Origin of the sequence: Coprobacillus cateniformis, assembly GCF_009767585.1 — a bacterium.
Classification (GTDB): Bacteria; Bacillota_I; Bacilli_A; order Erysipelotrichales; family Coprobacillaceae; genus Coprobacillus; species Coprobacillus cateniformis.
Genome location: NZ_WSNW01000001.1, coordinates 192,110 through 208,670, shown reverse-complemented (window position 1 = coordinate 208,670; position 16,561 = coordinate 192,110). Strand labels below are relative to the sequence as shown.

Genomic DNA, 16,561 nt, shown 5'->3' with positions numbered 1-16,561 from the left:
ATTCATTAATTTCTAATAATTTTATTTGTAAGCTTCCTGATAGATTTGTATGCAATCTTCAATACTCAATTGAACTGGATCATTCAAGAAATTAACACCGAGTGTATCCATTGCATTTTGTGCCATTTTTGCAAATTCATCTGGGGTTATTCCATAATCAGACATTTTTAAATCTGCAACACCGCATTCATTTTTTAAGTTTTCTAATGCAGTAATAAAATCCTCAGGTTTAGTGGCATCTCCATACCCCATTAATTTTGACATTTCTATAAAACTATCATCGCAAACATGCTTATTAATAAAAAATGAGTAATAGGCTTTAGAAATCATAATTAACCCTGCTCCATGTGCCAAATCGTGATGGTATGCACTTAAAGCATGTTCTAATGGATGTGCACTTGTGCAAGATCCTACACACATTTGAATACCTGAAAGATAACTACCAAATGCCACTTTTTCCATGATATCAATACTATTAGGACTTTTTATTGCATTAGCTAAATTGTGACTTACATTGCGAATAGCTTCACTTGCTATCATTTTGCTCATATAATTTCTTTTATTAGAAATATATCCTTCTGTACTATGGAATAATGCATCAAACCCTTGATATGCCTTAAATTTTGTTGGGACAGTTATCATCAATTCAGCATCAATAATAGCTAACACTGGACTTGTACCTGTTCCAAATACACCTGTTTTTTCATTTGTTTCAGGATTAGTGATAACGCCTCCACCATCAGTCTCTGAGCCAGTACCAGCCGTTGTTGTTATTGCTATAATAGGTAAACATGCATTTGCTGGCCATTGTTTTTTACCAGTACCAAATTGAACATAATCCCATAAATCACCACCATTTGTTGCCATAATACCAATTGCTTTCGATGCATCTATTACGCTTCCGCCACCTAGTGCCACAATAAAATCACAATTATTATCTTTAGCAAAAACACCACCTTCCTCTACGATAGGCTTCGTCGGATTAGCACTAATTTTATCAAAAATGACAAATTCAACATTAGCTTCTCTTAATTGACTTTGTAAACGTTCAAGATACCCATTAGTACGTGTTGATTTACCATTAGAAACAACTATTAGTGCCTTTTTCCCATTGATTTTCCCTATAGGAGTATTTATCTGTGTATGTAAATTGTTTAACTGACCTGCTCCAAATAGTGCAGTTGTTGGTATTTCAAATGTAAAATTCATAGATTATTCTCCTTATTTTAATCCTAATTCTTTTAACCAGTCCGTGACAGTTTCACTTTGATCATTTGATATTACATCACGACTAACTGCCAATCCTTCCAAAACAGTAACATTTTTATTTGACAAATAATTTCTCATATCTTCTTCAGTACCACTCATAGCACTGCCACCATGTGTCGCAAAAGGTATAATCTTTTTATCTGTTAAGTCATAACTATCAAAGAAAGACAATATTATCTGAGGATATGTATACCACCATATTGGATAGCCAATGAACACTGTATCGTATTTAGACATATCCACATTCAAATCTTTAATTTCTGGTCGTCCATCATCTGCCTGTTCTTGTTCTGTATAGTCTAACAATGAATCCATTTCCTCTGGATATGCAACAACCGGTTCAATTCTTCGAAAATCTCCACCAATTTGCTTTGATATTTCATTTGCTAATTTTTGTGTGTTTCCACCATGTGAGAAATACACAACCAGAGTTTTAGTACTATCCAGTTTACTATTTCCCTGTTTATTGTCCTCGTTGACTATCTTATCATTTATTCCAATTCCGTTCTGATTTCTATTTTGTGAAAAATAGTATCCTACAATAACAACTACAAGAACACTCGCAATACTTGCAAAAATCATTATTTTCTTTTTCATCTGTTTTCCTCCTTGTTTTAAAGCCTTAAACCATTACTGAAAGTTTCATTAATTTATATATTTTCTAATCACCACCTTGACAAATTAGCTGTTTCACAATATGATAATAACAACCGGTAGTAACTACCTGTCAAGAGAAAAAACAAAAAAATTAGGAGGGATAATGTATGTACAGTATGATGGAAACTTGTAGAAAAGTTGGATTAACATATGAAACATTAAAATTTTATTGCAATAACAATCTCATACCAAATGTAAAAAGAGACAAAAATAATCGTAGAGTATTTGATGATCATGATTTGGCATGGATTAAAAATGTAACATGTTTAAAAAATTGTAATATGGGTTTGAAAGAAATAAAGGAATATCTTTCACTTTGTTTAGAAGGTCCTGCAACAATTAAAACTAGAAAAGAATTGCTAGATAGGAAAAGAAAAGAACTTGTTACATTAATTGAAAAATATAATGATAGTATAGATTATATTGATTGGAAGCAACAATTTTATGATGATATCGTTGATGGGAAAATTGATTATAATTCTGATTTAACAAAACCAGACAAATAGATAGTTTTTTAGTTTGGTTTCAAAATAAAATCCTCCAAGTCTTTTTGATAGGAGGATTTTGTGTATTTAAAATGATGATGTATATATTTGGTTTGTATTTAATTATTACATTATTTTATCCATTTAACTCTATTAAGATTTTCTTTTATATATTTATAACTTTTAAGATTACTTTTCTTAAAATAAAGATAATAATCACATGTTGCTTCTAAATCATTAATCGGAATATATAATCTTCGATCATTGCTTTGAAATTTTTTAATCGTTATATTTGTTCTAAATGATGGCAATGTTGAAAATTCAACAATTTCATGATATATTTTATCATCTTGATATAGAAGATGTGAATTAGGAAGATTTATTTGGCATAATTTACTCCAAAATCCTATTTGATTTGATAATATAATACTTTCTCCATTCAATTCTTTAAATGAGATACTAGCTTTTGTAGCTAAACGATGACCCTCAATTACAGATATGTAAAGTTTTTCACTAAACATTTTAACGCATACAAAATCCTTGTTTTTGATATTTTGATTTAAAACAATCAATGAATATTTATTTGTTTTTAATCCCTCAATCATTTCATTGCTATTATCAATAATTGTGCTTTCAATTTTTTTATTAGAAATTTCTTTTATAGCCCATATGGGAGCAGGAGTGCAAGAAGCCAAAGATATACTGCAGTTGGCATGGTCAAATTCTACCAGTTCATTTTTCATCCGATATGCTTGAGACAGAAGTTTTTTTGCTTTTTTGTAAGCCATTTTACCATTATTATTAACAGATAGTTTATTCTTAGTTCGGTCAAATAAGTTTAAGTCCAACTCATTTTCTAATTTCTGTATTGTTTTTGATAGAGCAGGTTGAGAAATGAGAAGTTTTGCTGCTGCTTTTGAAACACTACCTTCTTCAACTACTGCTACAAATATTTCCAGTTGGTTTAATTCAAACATAATATCCCCTCACTATTCCATTTGATTATAGCACAATTCAATATTGATATTGTACTTTTTTATAATTATAGAATAAAATTTTATTAGAAATAGAAGGAGGCTGATTTATGAAAAAAATAATATATATGATGCGTCACGGGCAAACATTATTTAATCAATTAGGTAAAATTCAAGGGTGGTGTGACTCACCTTTAACTGAGTTAGGAATTAAACAAGCTCTAGGTGCGAAAAAATATTTTGAAGATAATAACATAACTTTTGATCATGCTTACTGTTCAACAACGGAAAGAGCTTGTGATACTTTAGAATTAGTAACTGATTTACCATATAAAAGATTAAAAGGACTTAAAGAAATGAATTTTGGTCGCTATGAAGGATCTAACGAATATTTAAATCCTCCTACTGTGATGTATGATAATTTCTTTCAGACATTTGGTGGAGAAACCAGAGCTGAAGTGAGAAAGAGGATATTTGATACATGTAATGAAATTATTAAAGAAGATAATCAAATTATTCTTGTTGTATCTCATGCTGGTGCTTGCTCTCATTTTTTATGGAATATAGTATCCGAAAATGAATATCAGGAAGTAAGAAAAGTTGGATTTAAGAATTGTTGCATTCTTAAATATGAATATGAAAATGGTATATGGAAGTTTATCGAGATAGTTCATCCAGAACCTATAGATAAGCAAAAAATATAAATTGAAGGAGAAAAAGAAGATGAAAGTATTAATGATTAATGGGAGTCCTCATTTAAAGGGAAACACAAGAATTGCGTTTGATGAAATGATTAAAGTTTTTGATCAAGAAGGAATTGAAACAGAAATATTAAACATTGGAAATAAAGATATCAGAGGTTGTATTGCATGTATGACTTGTAAAAATGGAGCAAATAAATGTGTCTTTGATGACATTGTCAATGAAGCTGCACAAAAATTTGCAGAGTGTGATGGTTTAGTTGTCGGAACACCAGTTTATTTTGGATCAGCTAATTCAACATTAATATCATTTCTTACAAGATTGTTTTACAGTGTACCTATTGATAAAACAATGAAAGTTGGTGCGAGTGTTATTGTAGCTAGACGTGGTGGTATTTCAGCAACTTATGATGAAATTAATAAATTTTTTGCTATTTCTGGAATGCCTATAGCATCAACACAGTATTGAAATGCAATACATGGTAGAGAACAAGGTGAAGCTACTCAAGATGGAGAAGGATTACAAACCATGCGTGTCCTTGCAAGAAATATGTCTTTTTTACTAAAGAGTATTGCTGATGGAAAAGCAAAATATGGATTACCAGAAAAAGAAGATTTTCATAGAACTAATTTTATAAGATAATTTAATACGAGGAGAAGTGAATATGAATAAAAATAATCCTAGCGTATTCCCAATGGGAGATGTTTTACCAAAACAATTTAGCCCATATTTCACGGGTACTGCATATTTAAAAACACTAACTGATAAAGGGGGTCCGATTTCAAATGTAACATTCGAGCCTATGTGTCGTAACAACTGGCATATACACCATGTGGCTGGACAGATTTTATTGGTAACAGGTGGTGAAGGATGGTATCAAGAATGGGGAAAAGAAGCTCAAAAGTTAAAACCAGGAGATGTTATCATGATCCAACCTGAAGTAAAGCACTGGCATGGTGCAACTAAAGACAGTTGGTTTTCACACTTAGCCATTGAAATAAAGATTGATGGATCATCAAATGAATGGTTAGAAGCTGTAACAGACGAGGAATATAATAAGCTAAAATAGGTAGAATAAATTTAAGGGGAGTGTAAAATAAAGTGTGCAAAAAGATATTGTACGCTTATCTACACACTTTACACTTCCCCTTTTTTTGTTTGACACAATTCTTTAACAACATACTAAAATTTGGGGATCCCCCTGTTTAATTAGCATTTGTAATATTTATGAGTCATTAAATATTCTCCTATTTTTTTGAAATAGAAACATTACATTCACTTCCTTTGTTAGTATTGAGTTTATTATGTCGACAAACATCTTTATGTACAAATTATAGCATATGCAATAGTGATGTCTTTAACTTGCTCGTATATTTCATATATGTAGTAAAAAGACAGTTTAAACTATCTTTTTACTTATCTATGACTATTCCATATCCAGTAATAACTTTTGAATTTATTGAATAGGTGTTTCTTCGGCACTCGTTATTAGAATTACCCTCAATTGTATAAATAGTACCGTTTTCAACACGCTCTACGATACCTACATGGTCAGAAATACCATCAACTTCCCAATCAAAAAATATAATATATCCTGTTTGCAGAGTTTGTCCTTTTGAAAGCCATTGATTATGTTCTTTAAACCACGAGGTGTCAATATGACAATACAATGACAATAAAATATTTAAATATAATGAAGAACAAGCATTATTTACTAGATTAAGATGCGTAAATAGTGCTATAATACATTTGAAAACAAGATAAATATGATAATCAATGTCGAGTGGGAGTAAACAAATAAAGTCCATAGAGCCTTATTCTATAAGGTTTTATGGACTTTTTATTTTTGTTTGAGTACAAAATGAGTACATATTTCTTAATATATAATAAATTTATTGCAATTTTTTTGCTGTTAGATTAAACTCATTATTCAAATCATCAAAATACATCTTAAATATTGGAATGTGGAGTTTCTTAGCTATGTTAGTTAATTTATCAATATAAGTTTGTTTGCAATTTTTTCCAATATATATTTCTTTTGGTTGAGCTGGCATATAAGATGGTATTTGAGTAGAATTTCCGATCGTACATCTGAATTCATTTTCATAACTCCATGATGTATGTTTAATATTACAAAAGTAAGTTGTTAAAAAGATTAATGATAAATCATCTAGTATAATTTTTTTTCTCCCTTGTTTAGATTGTAATTCAAGTTCTAATAATGCTTTTTTTACTTGCTCATCCATAACACTTGTAATATCAATTCGCTCAGAAGTATATTGAACTGGAAACGTACATGAGGCTAAATCCCAATTAATTTTAGTGTCGTATGAAACGCAGAAACCACAATGGTTATTAGCATAGTGGGCCCACATTGGCATAGAATTTATACCATTTGTTGAAAAAGAGCATACCTTAGTATATGCAGCAAAATCATCAATTAATTTTCCATCGTGAATTGCTAAGCGTTCATATTTTTTCAGTTCTTCAGGGCGATAAAAATATGCCTTACTATCAAATGGATCGTTCAATGATTTGACATTAGACATAAATACTTTTTGTTGTAATAACGTATCTAGTTTCTGTTTATTTAGTGAAGTGTCATCTGTTAAAGAATAATATTTAAAAAGTGTATTAGGCATATATAAACGTGAAATTTGGTAAATCGTTTTAAAGGCCGTATTCTTATCTAATGATGTATTTATAAGATACATAAATTTAAAATAATCTATCGGATTTTCAATTTTCCATTTTTCAAGATCAAAATCAATATCATTAACAGTTTTATCATGTAAGTCATATTTAATATCTTCTATTTTTATAAGAATTTCTCATTTCTTTTTTAATTTAAAATGTCATCATCATCTATTTTATATCCATTTTTATCTATATATCTTATTTTCTCATATGGATCTGAAACATTAGTGAAATCACAAAATAAATGTGGATAATTATAATATTCATCTCCATCAATATCATATTCGATGATATTTTCAAAAGGGATACATCCTAATATTTGAACTTCTATTTCATGTATATCGTATTCTTCTGATTCAATATCTTTGAGAATTTTTAATTTAATTTTTTTTACAAAGGGATATGCATATACTAACAATCCATTGTGATAGAAATCATAAACTTCTGCTTTGTAATAGCCAGTATGATTATTGTCTAATAACGTATTATTTTCTGGGTATGCTTTGTCATAAATTGAGCGAATCAGAATCTCTGAATGGTTAAATTTGAGAGTTGGATTCTTAATTCTTTCCATAATTTCATCTCTACTTTTGCAACCAACAGTTTTTAAAAAATCTTTCTTCATTCTTTTCTTTAATGCTACATTTCTTCTTATGCTACCCATTAATTTATTGCTCTCGTCCGTTAGATTAATTCCGAAATAAGCAAACAACAAGTCTTGATAATCTGAATAAAGCATAGTTTCAATTATAGAATTAGTCCAAATCATTATTGATTTAAACCCGTTTTCCTTGGAATATTTTTCGAAATATTCTATTTGTTTTTTTGTTAATGAGCATGATATTGCTAAAACATAATAATCAGGAATGAAATTATTTTTTGTAACATAATCATCGATGATATTCTTTAATTGAAAATTAGTGACTTTGATATATCTTTTACATTGAAAAAAATAAACATTTCTTTTCTCATTTTCTAAAAGCTCAACAGCTCTAATATCAATGCCATCATCTGTCCCTTTTTTTCCAAAATGATCTAATTTTTCCCATCTTCTCATTCGATAAGCCATTGCCATAATTAGTTCTTCAAATCGTATTGCATCCAAATCTTCAAAATGTATTTGATTTATTGTTCTTGTTGTCATTAATTTTCACCTTCTCTTTTATTAAAATAATTTAGAATTTATCTAGTTTTCCTTCTTTAAATATTCCATATGTTTCTTTAAACGTTCTTCACGAGATAACTCGGAGAATTTTTTTTGTCTTATTGGTAAAGTATAATAATTAATAGTTTTTTCTTTAGCGATGTCGTACATTTCTTTTGAAACAGCAAATGATGCCAAGTCCATATAATCATTTTCAACTTTAGCAATTATCTTACACAAGTCTGCATTTAACTTGTTTTCAGGATCGTTGCCATAGACAGTGATACTTGTATACCATTTATTATCATCCGTTTCTTCATCATTTGGTAAATGATCATGTATTTCTATATCCAACTTTATATCTTCGGTCTCCATTAAAGCATATAACACATCTGCTATATCACTCAATGAAGATAGAGTATGCTTGGCCGAAGAAATGTCACACAGCCAATCTAAAGAAATATTGCATTTGTTTGCAATATTAATTAAAACATCAACCGTAGGCGAATTACGGTTGTTTTCATATGCTGATAAAGATGGCTGCGGTATACCTAAAAAGTCAGCAAAGTTTTTTTGTGACATTGACATATCTTTTCTAAGGTATTGAAGTTTATCTCCTAGTGTGTTGCTATTCATGCTATCAACCTTTCTGTTTTTGTATATAAACAGATTATAACAAAAATCAATATAAATTAAAATAATAATTTATATTAGAATAATATTGACATAGTAAATGATATTAGTATAATAATAAATATAAGATTTACAAATGAAAGGAGGTCAGTGTTACATAAAGGAGGTGTGAGCCTAATGGAAAGCAAATCATATATAAGAGCTTCAGAGCTTGCGGAAATTTTAGGAATATCTGTAAGTCGTGCATATCGCATTGTTCATGATTTAAATGAAGAACTTGCAAGTAGTGGCTATCTAGTAGTGTCTGGAAGAATACCTAAAAAGTATTTTGAAGAACGCTGGTATTCAGGTGTTGAAATTAAAAGATAAATAATGGAGGAATTAACTTGAAAGCAACAAAAGATATAAAAACAGGAAATGGATGATTCAGTATCGTTATACAGATTGGCAGGTAAATCGTATCAAATCTACAAAAAGAGGGTTTAATACGAAAAGAGAAGCGGAAGAGTGGCTTAGGGAATTTCTACTTACTTTACAATGTGATTTCAACATGTTATTTGGTGATTTTATTGAATTGTATATGAAAGATGCGAAAACAAGATTAAGATTAAATACGTACCGTTCGAAAAAATATATTATTGATGATAAAATAACTCCATTTTTTTGCTAAAAAGAAGATGAATGAAATCAATGCTGCTGATATAAGACAGTGGCAAAATGAAATGGTAAAAGAGGTTTTTCACAAACGAATTTGAAAATAATTCGCAATCAACTAAGTGCTATATTTAATTTTGCAGTACAATTTTATGATTTGAAATCTAATCCATATCGTAAGGCAGGATCAATGAGAAAGGAATATACTAATAAGATGAAATTTTGGATAAACAACATATATTATATTCATGGTTTGTTATTCAACTAGTATTTTTTTAATTATAAATAATTATATTAGATTTTATATATATGAGATGATAAAATGATTTTTAAGAATGGGAGGGTATGATCATGTTAATTTTAGAAATAGTAAAAAAGTTTAAGCAATTACTTTGCTTATTATGGAAAGTCGCTACCCTACAAAATATTACATATGAGAATTATGTTTCTATATTTGAGAAAAGTGAGCGATATAAGATTTTTAATTATTTAAATATCATAAAATGGAGCATATTAATTATTACTATAATGTTGTTTGATATTAACATAGATTGGTTCAGAATTTCTGCTTCATTAATTATCATTATAGTTTGTTATATTTGGTATATGATTATAGTTTCAAGGCTTGTTTTGGCTAACTGTATTGAGATTAGTAATATTAATGAATATAGATTTGAAAGGTATAAAGCCAAAGTTTTTCTTATATGTTGTTTATCTTTAAATATTATTAATTTGCTTTTTTTATGTATAAGAAATAATATATTTCTATATTATTACGCTAATAAAATAAATGAAACAGTTAGTATTTTATGTTTTTTCTCAATTTTATCTCTCATTTTTTATTATAGATTTGTTAAGTATGGTCATGTTTTTACACAGATATTGTCTTTGATATTATGTTCTGTACAAGGGCTTTCTATATGCTTTTTACTTCTACTATTTATTATGCAACAGGTATCTCCGGAACAAACTTTTGCTGCTATACTAAAATATGGATTTTCATTTATAGTTTTTTATGCAAGTTTCTTAAATAATAATTTTCAAATGGCGTTTATTAGTGCTATCCTATTTGCTTTAGTACTTAATATGGTTTTAACAGGAATCACTCCGGTGTATCGATTAAAAAAATTGAAATATGCATTTATGGTTGTCAATATTTCTATTCTATTAATAGGTTATTTCTCGTTTGTTTTAGTTCCAATTGTTCATAATGATGTTATTAATATGCAGAAGGAAGTGATTGAAAGTATAGATGGTAAAATAGCAAAAAATGAATCTTTAAGAGATGAGGGAAATGCAATAAAAGAAGAAATAATAAAATTTACAAAAGATTTTGATTTAAATGTGGCTAAAGAGACAATAGTTCTTTTGTTATTACCTTATACAATTTCATGTTTAATATGCATGTTTATTATTGATTTAAAAATGGACGCTAGTCAAATGATACTTTTAAAGCATAAAAAGTCTCTAGATATGGCTTTGAATGATAATATAGATATATATTTTTTACAGTTCCATTATGGACAATATATTCAGTATGAAGTGGATGATAATTTAATCAAGGAATATAGTCAAAGGGTAAATGGAGAAATTGAACAATATCTAGAAAAATCAAAATAATAATATGTCATTGTTGGGCAAGTATAGGTATGTGATTTTTTATTAAACAATGATGGAAGAGAATTAATCCTTAATTTTCTGTTTAAGGATAAAAAAGAAAAAGATTTTGTTAAACAATATCAAGTTAGTTGACAAGGCTTCAATTGAAGAAAACTTGTAATTATTAAAAAATTGGAAATAAATACAAAGAATATATTAAAAAAAAGAAAATGCATTGAAGTATATCAAGAGCCTGTAAATTATTTTGTGTAAAGTCTATTTCCAATGATAGAATTTGATGAATAACTGTATTGAGTAATCATACAGTTACTTTTTTATATCATATCATAATATATTTAATTGTAAATGTTCTCGTTAAAGCCTCCCTTCAAAGATGATTTGAAGACTAGAATATATAATTCCCCAATTACCATATGGGACATTCCATTTACTTGTTATTTTATCTTGAGCTAAGTACAAAGATTTAAATAAACTTTCATCTGTTGAGAATACTGTTCTTATTTTAGTAAACTTTCTAAATGCACTCTTTAAACTTTCAATTGCATTCGTTGTGTTTAGTTCTGGAACATAATTAAACATACTGCAAACTTCATTCCAATTTTCTTCCCATGGCTTAAATGCATACGGATATTTATCTCCCCATTTACCTTTACACTTATCTAGTGCTTCTAATCCTTTATCACTTGTAGATGCTGTATATACTGTTCTTAGATCTTTACAGAATTCTTTTCTGTCTTTATAACTCAAGTATTTACATGAATTTCTAATTAGATGAACTATGCATCTTTGTTGTACTGTATTTGGGAATGCTGATTCAATTGCTTGTTTAATACCTGAAAGACCATCACTGCAAATAATCAATATATCCTTAACTCCTCTATTCTTTAAATCAGTTAGTACTGATAGCCAGAATTTAGCTGTTTCGTTTTCGCCAATACAAATATCAAATATTTCCTTATATCCATTCTCATTAACTCCTAAAACAACATATGCAGCTTTTTTGGTAACCATATTATCTGTTTTAATATTAAAATGAACACAGTCAATAAAGACTATTGGATATACAGTATCTAATGGCCTGTTTTGCCATTCTAAAGCTTTAGGGATAATTTTATCTGTTATTTTACTTATCATAGCTGCACTAACTTCTACACCGTAAATATCTTTAACAGTATCACTGATATCTCTTGTAGACATACCACGGGCATATAAGTTGATAACTTTGTTATCAACATCACTAATATCACGATTGTGTTTTTCTATAATAACAGGGTCAAATGAAGAGTTTCTATCTCTTGGAATATCTAAATCTATATTTCCTTGAGATGTTTTAACTGTTTTTTTGGAAGTTCCATTACGATAATTAGTTTTATCTGTTTTTTGATCATACTTGTCATATCCCATCTGTTCATCAAATTCAGAGTTCAACATATCTTGTAATGTTTCACCTAATAAATCTTTTAATGCATTAGCTATATCAGTAGGTGATGTAACACCATACTCATCAATTATATATTTAACTATATCTTTTTTACTCATAATAAAAATCCTCCTTTGGTAGTTAATTCCATTCTACCATTGGAGGATCAGTTTACACAAAATTATTTACACTCTCCAAAATTAAATATTTCAGTTTAACTGGCACTTTTTCTTGACATAGTACCAGTTTTGATTCTCTTGTTTGCTGCCTCTATCCCCAGTGCTGTAGCCAGATGTGTTTTTCCTACTCCACTTGTTCCTATGAACAGTATGAACAGAATGTTCTCGTTGTTTTCAATAAATCACAGACTTCCCAAATCATATATCTGTGATTTGGATATGCTTGGCTGATATTCATAATCAAATTCACTAATTGTTCGAATAAATGGAAAATTTGCCATTTTGATATTCATCTCGGACGACCTTCCCTTCCGTCCCTCTATTTCCTTTTCTGTCAGTTCATATAATATATCTACTATACTTCTTTCCTCATGTGCCAGAAGTGAGGTAGATATTCCTTTGTTTTATTGAGTTTTAGTGTATCCAGATTGTTGATTAATTGATTATATTTCATTTGACTCTCCTTCTATTTGATTTCATCATATATACTCATGTTTTCATCTATAAAATTTTCTATATCTTCATCGCTTCTATGTGAAAAGATATCCGATTTCAAGATATCTATGGCATCCTCTTTTTTATAATTCAGCTTATTCTCACTTAATTGATGATTTTGTATCAGTTTATCGTTATAATATATACGAATATAATCGTCATGCAGTGTAATCATCACTTCTTTGCCGATGTATTCGACAGGTACGGAGTACTTATTGCCCTGATAGACAATCATTGATTCCTGTGATACCTTTCTCCAGAAGGCATTACATTCATAAGATTCAATCATGTGACTATTAAGAGGTGTAAGTTCTCCTTTTTCAGTTATCCATCTTTCGTTAGGGGCTATATCAGTTGCCTGTGATTTCTCACAGTTGATATTTTCCAAAAAGACATTGACAATTTTATTGAGATCGCATAATGTATCGAACTCATAATTGTAGACGCTTAATCGTTCAGTTAACTTGGCTAATGATTCAACCTTTCCTTTTGTCTGCGGTCGAAATGGCCGACAGGCAATAGGCAGAAAATTCATGTCTTTAGAAAACTGGTAAAATGTTGAATTAAAGACCGTGCAGGTAAACTGACTTTTTGAATGATCAACAACCGTTTTCATATTGTCAAACCATATTTCTTTTGGAATACCCTCAATATAACGGAAACATTCACATAGACAGGTGAAGAGCGTTTCCTGTTTTCTGTCAAGGGTCAGCCTAACAAACTTCAGTCTGGAGTATACAAGGACAAACAGAAATAGATTAAAGGTTATGGGTTCACCTTGGCAGTTATACATTGTCATTGTTTCTTTCCAGTCGACCTGTCCAGATATATCAGGGGTTTTCTCAATCCGGATTGTTGCTTTTTTGGTTTTTTCTTTCTTAAGTGAGGAAGCATAAGTTCTCACAGTTGAATATTTACCTGTATAGCCCTTTTCATCACGAATAAAGAGGTAAATGCTCATGATATTGGTAATACCATGATTTATCTTATCCTCAATAATCTCCTTGAAATCATCAAGCACCGATTTTCTTTTATGAACAGATGAATTGTGAGATGGCTGTTTATCCTGAAAAAAATATTTTTTAGCAGTTCTGTAGTCATAACCCCATTGTCTGCCTAATTCATGGAAATTAGGCTTTACATTATCGTTATTCAATTTTAATACCTCCATTTTCTCTTTAATATCAAATCTCATTTTTTGATAACCTCCATTGTTAATATATGTGTTAAACACATCAGAGAGTTTATCAAAAAAAATGTAGAAAAACCTACATTTCTGTTTTAACAATTTCCTACATTTTTATATTAACATTTACGGTGAACTAATCAAAATATGGAAGAAGAAAATGAATGTATATGAAAGAGGAGTAAGAAATATTATATGCAAGTTTACTGACAAGTGGACAGCTTTACAAGTACACTAAATGAGTTGATAAAGATGTGAATAATTTGTATGAAGAATAATTAAATAGCTAACAAAGAAATACTGCTAAGAAACTGAAAAACCAAATACAAAGTGTACAAGAAATGTACAATGTTCAGAAATATATTGAAAAATTGTAAGAAAAGAGATTATCTATAAACAGGAAGAGAAATGTTTTATTTGTTTTATGACAAGTTAATTTTTTATTCATTAGTATAAAATAAAATGGTATAATTTGGGTAATGTTGGAGGAAAACAAATGAAAAAAATAGAAGGATCACCTAAGAATTTAAAACAATTATTACAAAACACAAAATATTCTATTCACTATTATCAACGTGAATATATGTGGCAAAGGAAACATATAGAAGAACTTATTGATGATTTATCTTCTGAATTTTTGAATTTCTATCAATTAAATGATGATAGAACAAAGGTTCAAGATTATGGTGCATATTTTATGGGGTCTATTGTACTTGCTGGAAGAGAAAATGCGATTATAGATGGCCAACAACGGCTTTCATCACTTACATTATTATTAATGTATCTATATAATAGATTAAAAACTATGGGGAAAAGTTATAACATGATAGAAACTATGATTTTTTCTGAATCATATGGAACTAAATCATTTAATATAAAAGTTGAAGATAGATATGACTGCATGGATGCAATTTTTAATGATAAAGCATTTGATACTTCAGATAAGAATGAATCTGTTAAAAATCTCTATGATAGATATAATGATATTATTGAATTGTTTCCAGAGGAAATAACAGATAATATGATCTTTCATTTTTGTGATTGGCTAGCTGAAAAGGTTTTTTTTATTGAAATTGTTACATCCACAGAACAAGATGCCCATAAAGTTTTTGTCACAATGAATGACAGAGGATTAAATTTGACTTCAACTGAAATGTTAAAGGGGTATATACTTTCTGAAATCAGGGATGATTTAGAGCGTGAAAAGCTTAATGAGGTATGGAAAAATAAAATATTACAATTAAAAGCAGATGATGACAAGGGTGATGAAATATTTATTAAGGCTTGGTTAAGAGCACAATATGCCATAACTATTAGAGAAAACAAAGCAGGAGCAGTAAAATTAGATTTTGATATCATTGGAGGGCCATTTCATAAATGGGTTAGAGATGAAAGTAAAAAATTAAACCTTGAAACATCATATGATTTTGAACAGTTCATTAGAAAGTTTGCTAAATATGCAGATATATATATGAAAATTAGGGAAGCAGAAAGTAAGTTTTCAAAGGAAACAAAATATGTGTATTATAATGCTCAGCTCAATTTCACTTTTCAACCTCAGTTGATTTTATCGACGATTTGTTTTGAAGATAGTTGGGATATAATCATTAAAAAAATGAATATTGTTGCAAGATTTATCGATTTATATATTGTTTCAAGAGTTACAAATTATAGTAAAATTGAATATAGTACAATTAAAAATTATATCTTTAATGTAACGAAAGAAATTAGAAATTTGAATGTAAATGAGTTAAAGGATAAATTGTTATTTATATATAATAGCCTTGATTTTGACAGTGATAAAGTTTTACAAGATTTTAGATTAAATGGGTTTACTAAAAAATATATCAAACATATGTTGGCACGTATAACTGGCTACATTGAGGAAAATACTGGTGTTGCTTCAAACTATTGTAATTATGTAAAAACTGTAAAAGTAAAAAATCCATTTGAAGTTGAACACATTATTTGTGATCATTTTGAGTGGTTTACTGATGAATATTTAGATCATGAAGATTTTAGACGTTGGAGAAATAGCCTTGGTGCATTACTTTTATTACATAAAAGTATAAATGCTAGTTTGAATGATGCTAAATATGAATATAAGCTAAATAAATATTGCTCTAATGAAGGAAACATATATTCTGAATCTCTTGGTACACAGGCTTATCAAAATAATCCACAGTTTATTAAGTTTATAAAAGAGAATAAACTCCCCTTTGAGCCTTATCAAAAATTTGGAAAAAAAGAAATAGAAAAACGCAATGAGTTATTTGCAAAGTTATTCAAATTAGTTTGGAATAATGAGGTATTAAAAAATAAGGAATAAAGAATATTGAAGTTGTAAAAAGAGATAAGAAGTTCCAGTTAATAAAATTTAAAGTGAATTTTTAGATATTATTAATTGATTTATAGAGATAAAAAATTATTGATTAGAGAAGATAAA

At 28.8% G+C, this 16,561-nt stretch carries 18 protein-coding genes and 1 pseudogene; 9 read left to right on the top strand and 10 right to left on the bottom strand.

The genetic code is table 11. The features are described from left to right. Positions 1-21: 21 nt before the first annotated feature. Entirely contained in the window at positions 22-1,209 is a 1,188-nt protein-coding gene (locus tag GQF29_RS01085; protein WP_160340698.1) for an iron-containing alcohol dehydrogenase, read from the bottom strand. A gap of 12 nt (positions 1,210-1,221) precedes the next feature. Continuing rightward, positions 1,222-1,866, bottom strand: coding sequence for a flavodoxin (locus GQF29_RS01080; protein ID WP_160340697.1), 645 nt, complete (start codon positions 1,864-1,866; stop codon positions 1,222-1,224). Between the two features lie 167 nt (positions 1,867-2,033). Between GQF29_RS01080 and GQF29_RS01075 the strand changes: the two genes are divergently transcribed. Continuing rightward, positions 2,034-2,432 (top strand): MerR family transcriptional regulator, encoded by a 399-nt coding sequence (locus GQF29_RS01075; protein WP_054690253.1) that lies wholly within the window; start codon positions 2,034-2,036, stop codon positions 2,430-2,432. A gap of 110 nt (positions 2,433-2,542) precedes the next feature. On the opposite strand, the gene GQF29_RS01070 is transcribed toward GQF29_RS01075, so the two are convergent. Then, positions 2,543-3,388, bottom strand: coding sequence for a LysR family transcriptional regulator (locus GQF29_RS01070; RefSeq protein ID WP_160340696.1), 846 nt, complete (start codon positions 3,386-3,388; stop codon positions 2,543-2,545). A 107-nt stretch (positions 3,389-3,495) separates the two neighbouring features. Between GQF29_RS01070 and GQF29_RS01065 the strand changes: the two genes are divergently transcribed. From GQF29_RS01065 to GQF29_RS01055, 3 genes are all read left to right on the top strand, one after another. After that, a complete protein-coding gene (locus tag GQF29_RS01065; RefSeq protein ID WP_054690261.1) occupies positions 3,496-4,089 on the top strand; it encodes a histidine phosphatase family protein in 594 nt (197 codons plus the stop codon). 19 nt (positions 4,090-4,108) lie between these two features. Then, a complete protein-coding gene (locus GQF29_RS01060) occupies positions 4,109-4,555 on the top strand; it encodes a flavodoxin family protein (RefSeq protein ID WP_236916358.1) in 447 nt (148 codons plus the stop codon). A 196-nt stretch (positions 4,556-4,751) separates the two neighbouring features. Continuing rightward, the gene (locus GQF29_RS01055; protein WP_160340695.1) at positions 4,752-5,156 is read left to right on the top strand and encodes a cupin domain-containing protein; all 405 of its coding nucleotides are present in this window, start codon (positions 4,752-4,754) and stop codon (positions 5,154-5,156) included. Positions 5,157-5,499: 343 nt separating this feature from the next. On the opposite strand, the gene GQF29_RS01050 is transcribed toward GQF29_RS01055, so the two are convergent. From GQF29_RS01050 to GQF29_RS01035, 4 genes are all read right to left on the bottom strand, one after another. Beyond that, a complete protein-coding gene (locus tag GQF29_RS01050) occupies positions 5,500-5,895 on the bottom strand; it encodes a CHAP domain-containing protein (protein ID WP_160340694.1) in 396 nt (131 codons plus the stop codon). A gap of 84 nt (positions 5,896-5,979) precedes the next feature. Beyond that, complete coding sequence (locus GQF29_RS01045) at positions 5,980-6,801, bottom strand: DUF2971 domain-containing protein (RefSeq protein ID WP_054690264.1); 822 nt, start codon at positions 6,799-6,801, stop codon at positions 5,980-5,982. A 128-nt stretch (positions 6,802-6,929) separates the two neighbouring features. Further along, entirely contained in the window at positions 6,930-7,928 is a 999-nt protein-coding gene (locus GQF29_RS01040) for a hypothetical protein (protein WP_054690267.1), read from the bottom strand. Positions 7,929-7,970: 42 nt separating this feature from the next. Beyond that, a complete protein-coding gene (locus GQF29_RS01035) occupies positions 7,971-8,564 on the bottom strand; it encodes a helix-turn-helix domain-containing protein (protein WP_054690271.1) in 594 nt (197 codons plus the stop codon). 174 nt (positions 8,565-8,738) lie between these two features. On the opposite strand from GQF29_RS01035, the gene GQF29_RS01030 reads away from it, so the two are divergent. The 4 genes from GQF29_RS01030 (at position 8,739) to GQF29_RS01020 (ending at position 10,835) form a co-directional block, all read left to right on the top strand. Then, a complete protein-coding gene (locus GQF29_RS01030; RefSeq protein ID WP_054690273.1) occupies positions 8,739-8,930 on the top strand; it encodes a hypothetical protein in 192 nt (63 codons plus the stop codon). A gap of 52 nt (positions 8,931-8,982) precedes the next feature. Next, entirely contained in the window at positions 8,983-9,231 is a 249-nt protein-coding gene (locus GQF29_RS19010) for an Arm DNA-binding domain-containing protein (RefSeq protein ID WP_054690276.1), read from the top strand. Positions 9,232-9,238: 7 nt separating this feature from the next. Then, positions 9,239-9,316, top strand: a complete 78-nt coding sequence (locus GQF29_RS19005; RefSeq protein ID WP_202086421.1) for a hypothetical protein — start codon at positions 9,239-9,241, stop codon at positions 9,314-9,316. Positions 9,317-9,566: 250 nt separating this feature from the next. Continuing rightward, positions 9,567-10,835: a hypothetical protein gene (locus tag GQF29_RS01020; protein ID WP_054689074.1), complete on the top strand. Its 1,269-nt coding sequence runs from the start codon at positions 9,567-9,569 to the stop codon at positions 10,833-10,835. A gap of 354 nt (positions 10,836-11,189) precedes the next feature. Here GQF29_RS01020 and GQF29_RS01015 read toward each other — a convergent pair whose 3' ends face one another. From GQF29_RS01015 to istA, 3 genes and pseudogenes are all read right to left on the bottom strand, one after another. Continuing rightward, complete coding sequence (locus tag GQF29_RS01015; RefSeq protein ID WP_160340692.1) at positions 11,190-12,374, bottom strand: IS256 family transposase; 1,185 nt, start codon at positions 12,372-12,374, stop codon at positions 11,190-11,192. A 95-nt stretch (positions 12,375-12,469) separates the two neighbouring features. Continuing rightward, a pseudogene (locus GQF29_RS18500) lies at positions 12,470-12,814 on the bottom strand (ATP-binding protein). An 86-nt stretch (positions 12,815-12,900) separates the two neighbouring features. Further along, positions 12,901-14,124, bottom strand: coding sequence for an IS21 family transposase (gene istA, locus GQF29_RS01005; RefSeq protein WP_202086235.1), 1,224 nt, complete (start codon positions 14,122-14,124; stop codon positions 12,901-12,903). A 487-nt stretch (positions 14,125-14,611) separates the two neighbouring features. On the opposite strand from istA, the gene GQF29_RS01000 reads away from it, so the two are divergent. Continuing rightward, the gene (locus tag GQF29_RS01000; protein ID WP_160340691.1) at positions 14,612-16,444 is read left to right on the top strand and encodes a DUF262 domain-containing protein; all 1,833 of its coding nucleotides are present in this window, start codon (positions 14,612-14,614) and stop codon (positions 16,442-16,444) included. Positions 16,445-16,561 lie beyond the last annotated feature (117 nt).

What these genes read in the sequence shown, in the direction of transcription:
- GQF29_RS01040 (WP_054690267.1), bottom strand. Translation starts at nt 7,928, where the DNA reads ATGACAACAAGAACAATAAATCAAATACATTTTGAAGATTTGGATGCA.
- GQF29_RS01050 (WP_160340694.1), bottom strand. Translation starts at nt 5,895, where the DNA reads ATGGACTTTATTTGTTTACTCCCACTCGACATTGATTATCATATTTAT.
- istA (WP_202086235.1), bottom strand. Translation starts at nt 14,124, where the DNA reads ATGAGATTTGATATTAAAGAGAAAATGGAGGTATTAAAATTGAATAAC.
- GQF29_RS01035 (WP_054690271.1), bottom strand. Translation starts at nt 8,564, where the DNA reads ATGAATAGCAACACACTAGGAGATAAACTTCAATACCTTAGAAAAGAT.
- GQF29_RS01085 (WP_160340698.1), bottom strand. Translation starts at nt 1,209, where the DNA reads ATGAATTTTACATTTGAAATACCAACAACTGCACTATTTGGAGCAGGT.
- GQF29_RS01030 (WP_054690273.1), top strand. Translation starts at nt 8,739, where the DNA reads ATGGAAAGCAAATCATATATAAGAGCTTCAGAGCTTGCGGAAATTTTA.
- GQF29_RS01070 (WP_160340696.1), bottom strand. Translation starts at nt 3,388, where the DNA reads ATGTTTGAATTAAACCAACTGGAAATATTTGTAGCAGTAGTTGAAGAA.
- GQF29_RS01060 (WP_236916358.1), top strand. Translation starts at nt 4,109, where the DNA reads ATGAAAGTATTAATGATTAATGGGAGTCCTCATTTAAAGGGAAACACA.
- GQF29_RS19005 (WP_202086421.1), top strand. Translation starts at nt 9,239, where the DNA reads ATGAATGAAATCAATGCTGCTGATATAAGACAGTGGCAAAATGAAATG.
- GQF29_RS19010 (WP_054690276.1), top strand. Translation starts at nt 8,983, where the DNA reads ATGATTCAGTATCGTTATACAGATTGGCAGGTAAATCGTATCAAATCT.
- GQF29_RS01080 (WP_160340697.1), bottom strand. Translation starts at nt 1,866, where the DNA reads ATGAAAAAGAAAATAATGATTTTTGCAAGTATTGCGAGTGTTCTTGTA.
- GQF29_RS01065 (WP_054690261.1), top strand. Translation starts at nt 3,496, where the DNA reads ATGAAAAAAATAATATATATGATGCGTCACGGGCAAACATTATTTAAT.
- GQF29_RS01055 (WP_160340695.1), top strand. Translation starts at nt 4,752, where the DNA reads ATGAATAAAAATAATCCTAGCGTATTCCCAATGGGAGATGTTTTACCA.
- GQF29_RS01045 (WP_054690264.1), bottom strand. Translation starts at nt 6,801, where the DNA reads ATGTATCTTATAAATACATCATTAGATAAGAATACGGCCTTTAAAACG.
- GQF29_RS01020 (WP_054689074.1), top strand. Translation starts at nt 9,567, where the DNA reads ATGTTAATTTTAGAAATAGTAAAAAAGTTTAAGCAATTACTTTGCTTA.
- GQF29_RS01075 (WP_054690253.1), top strand. Translation starts at nt 2,034, where the DNA reads ATGTACAGTATGATGGAAACTTGTAGAAAAGTTGGATTAACATATGAA.
- GQF29_RS01015 (WP_160340692.1), bottom strand. Translation starts at nt 12,374, where the DNA reads ATGAGTAAAAAAGATATAGTTAAATATATAATTGATGAGTATGGTGTT.
- GQF29_RS01000 (WP_160340691.1), top strand. Translation starts at nt 14,612, where the DNA reads ATGAAAAAAATAGAAGGATCACCTAAGAATTTAAAACAATTATTACAA.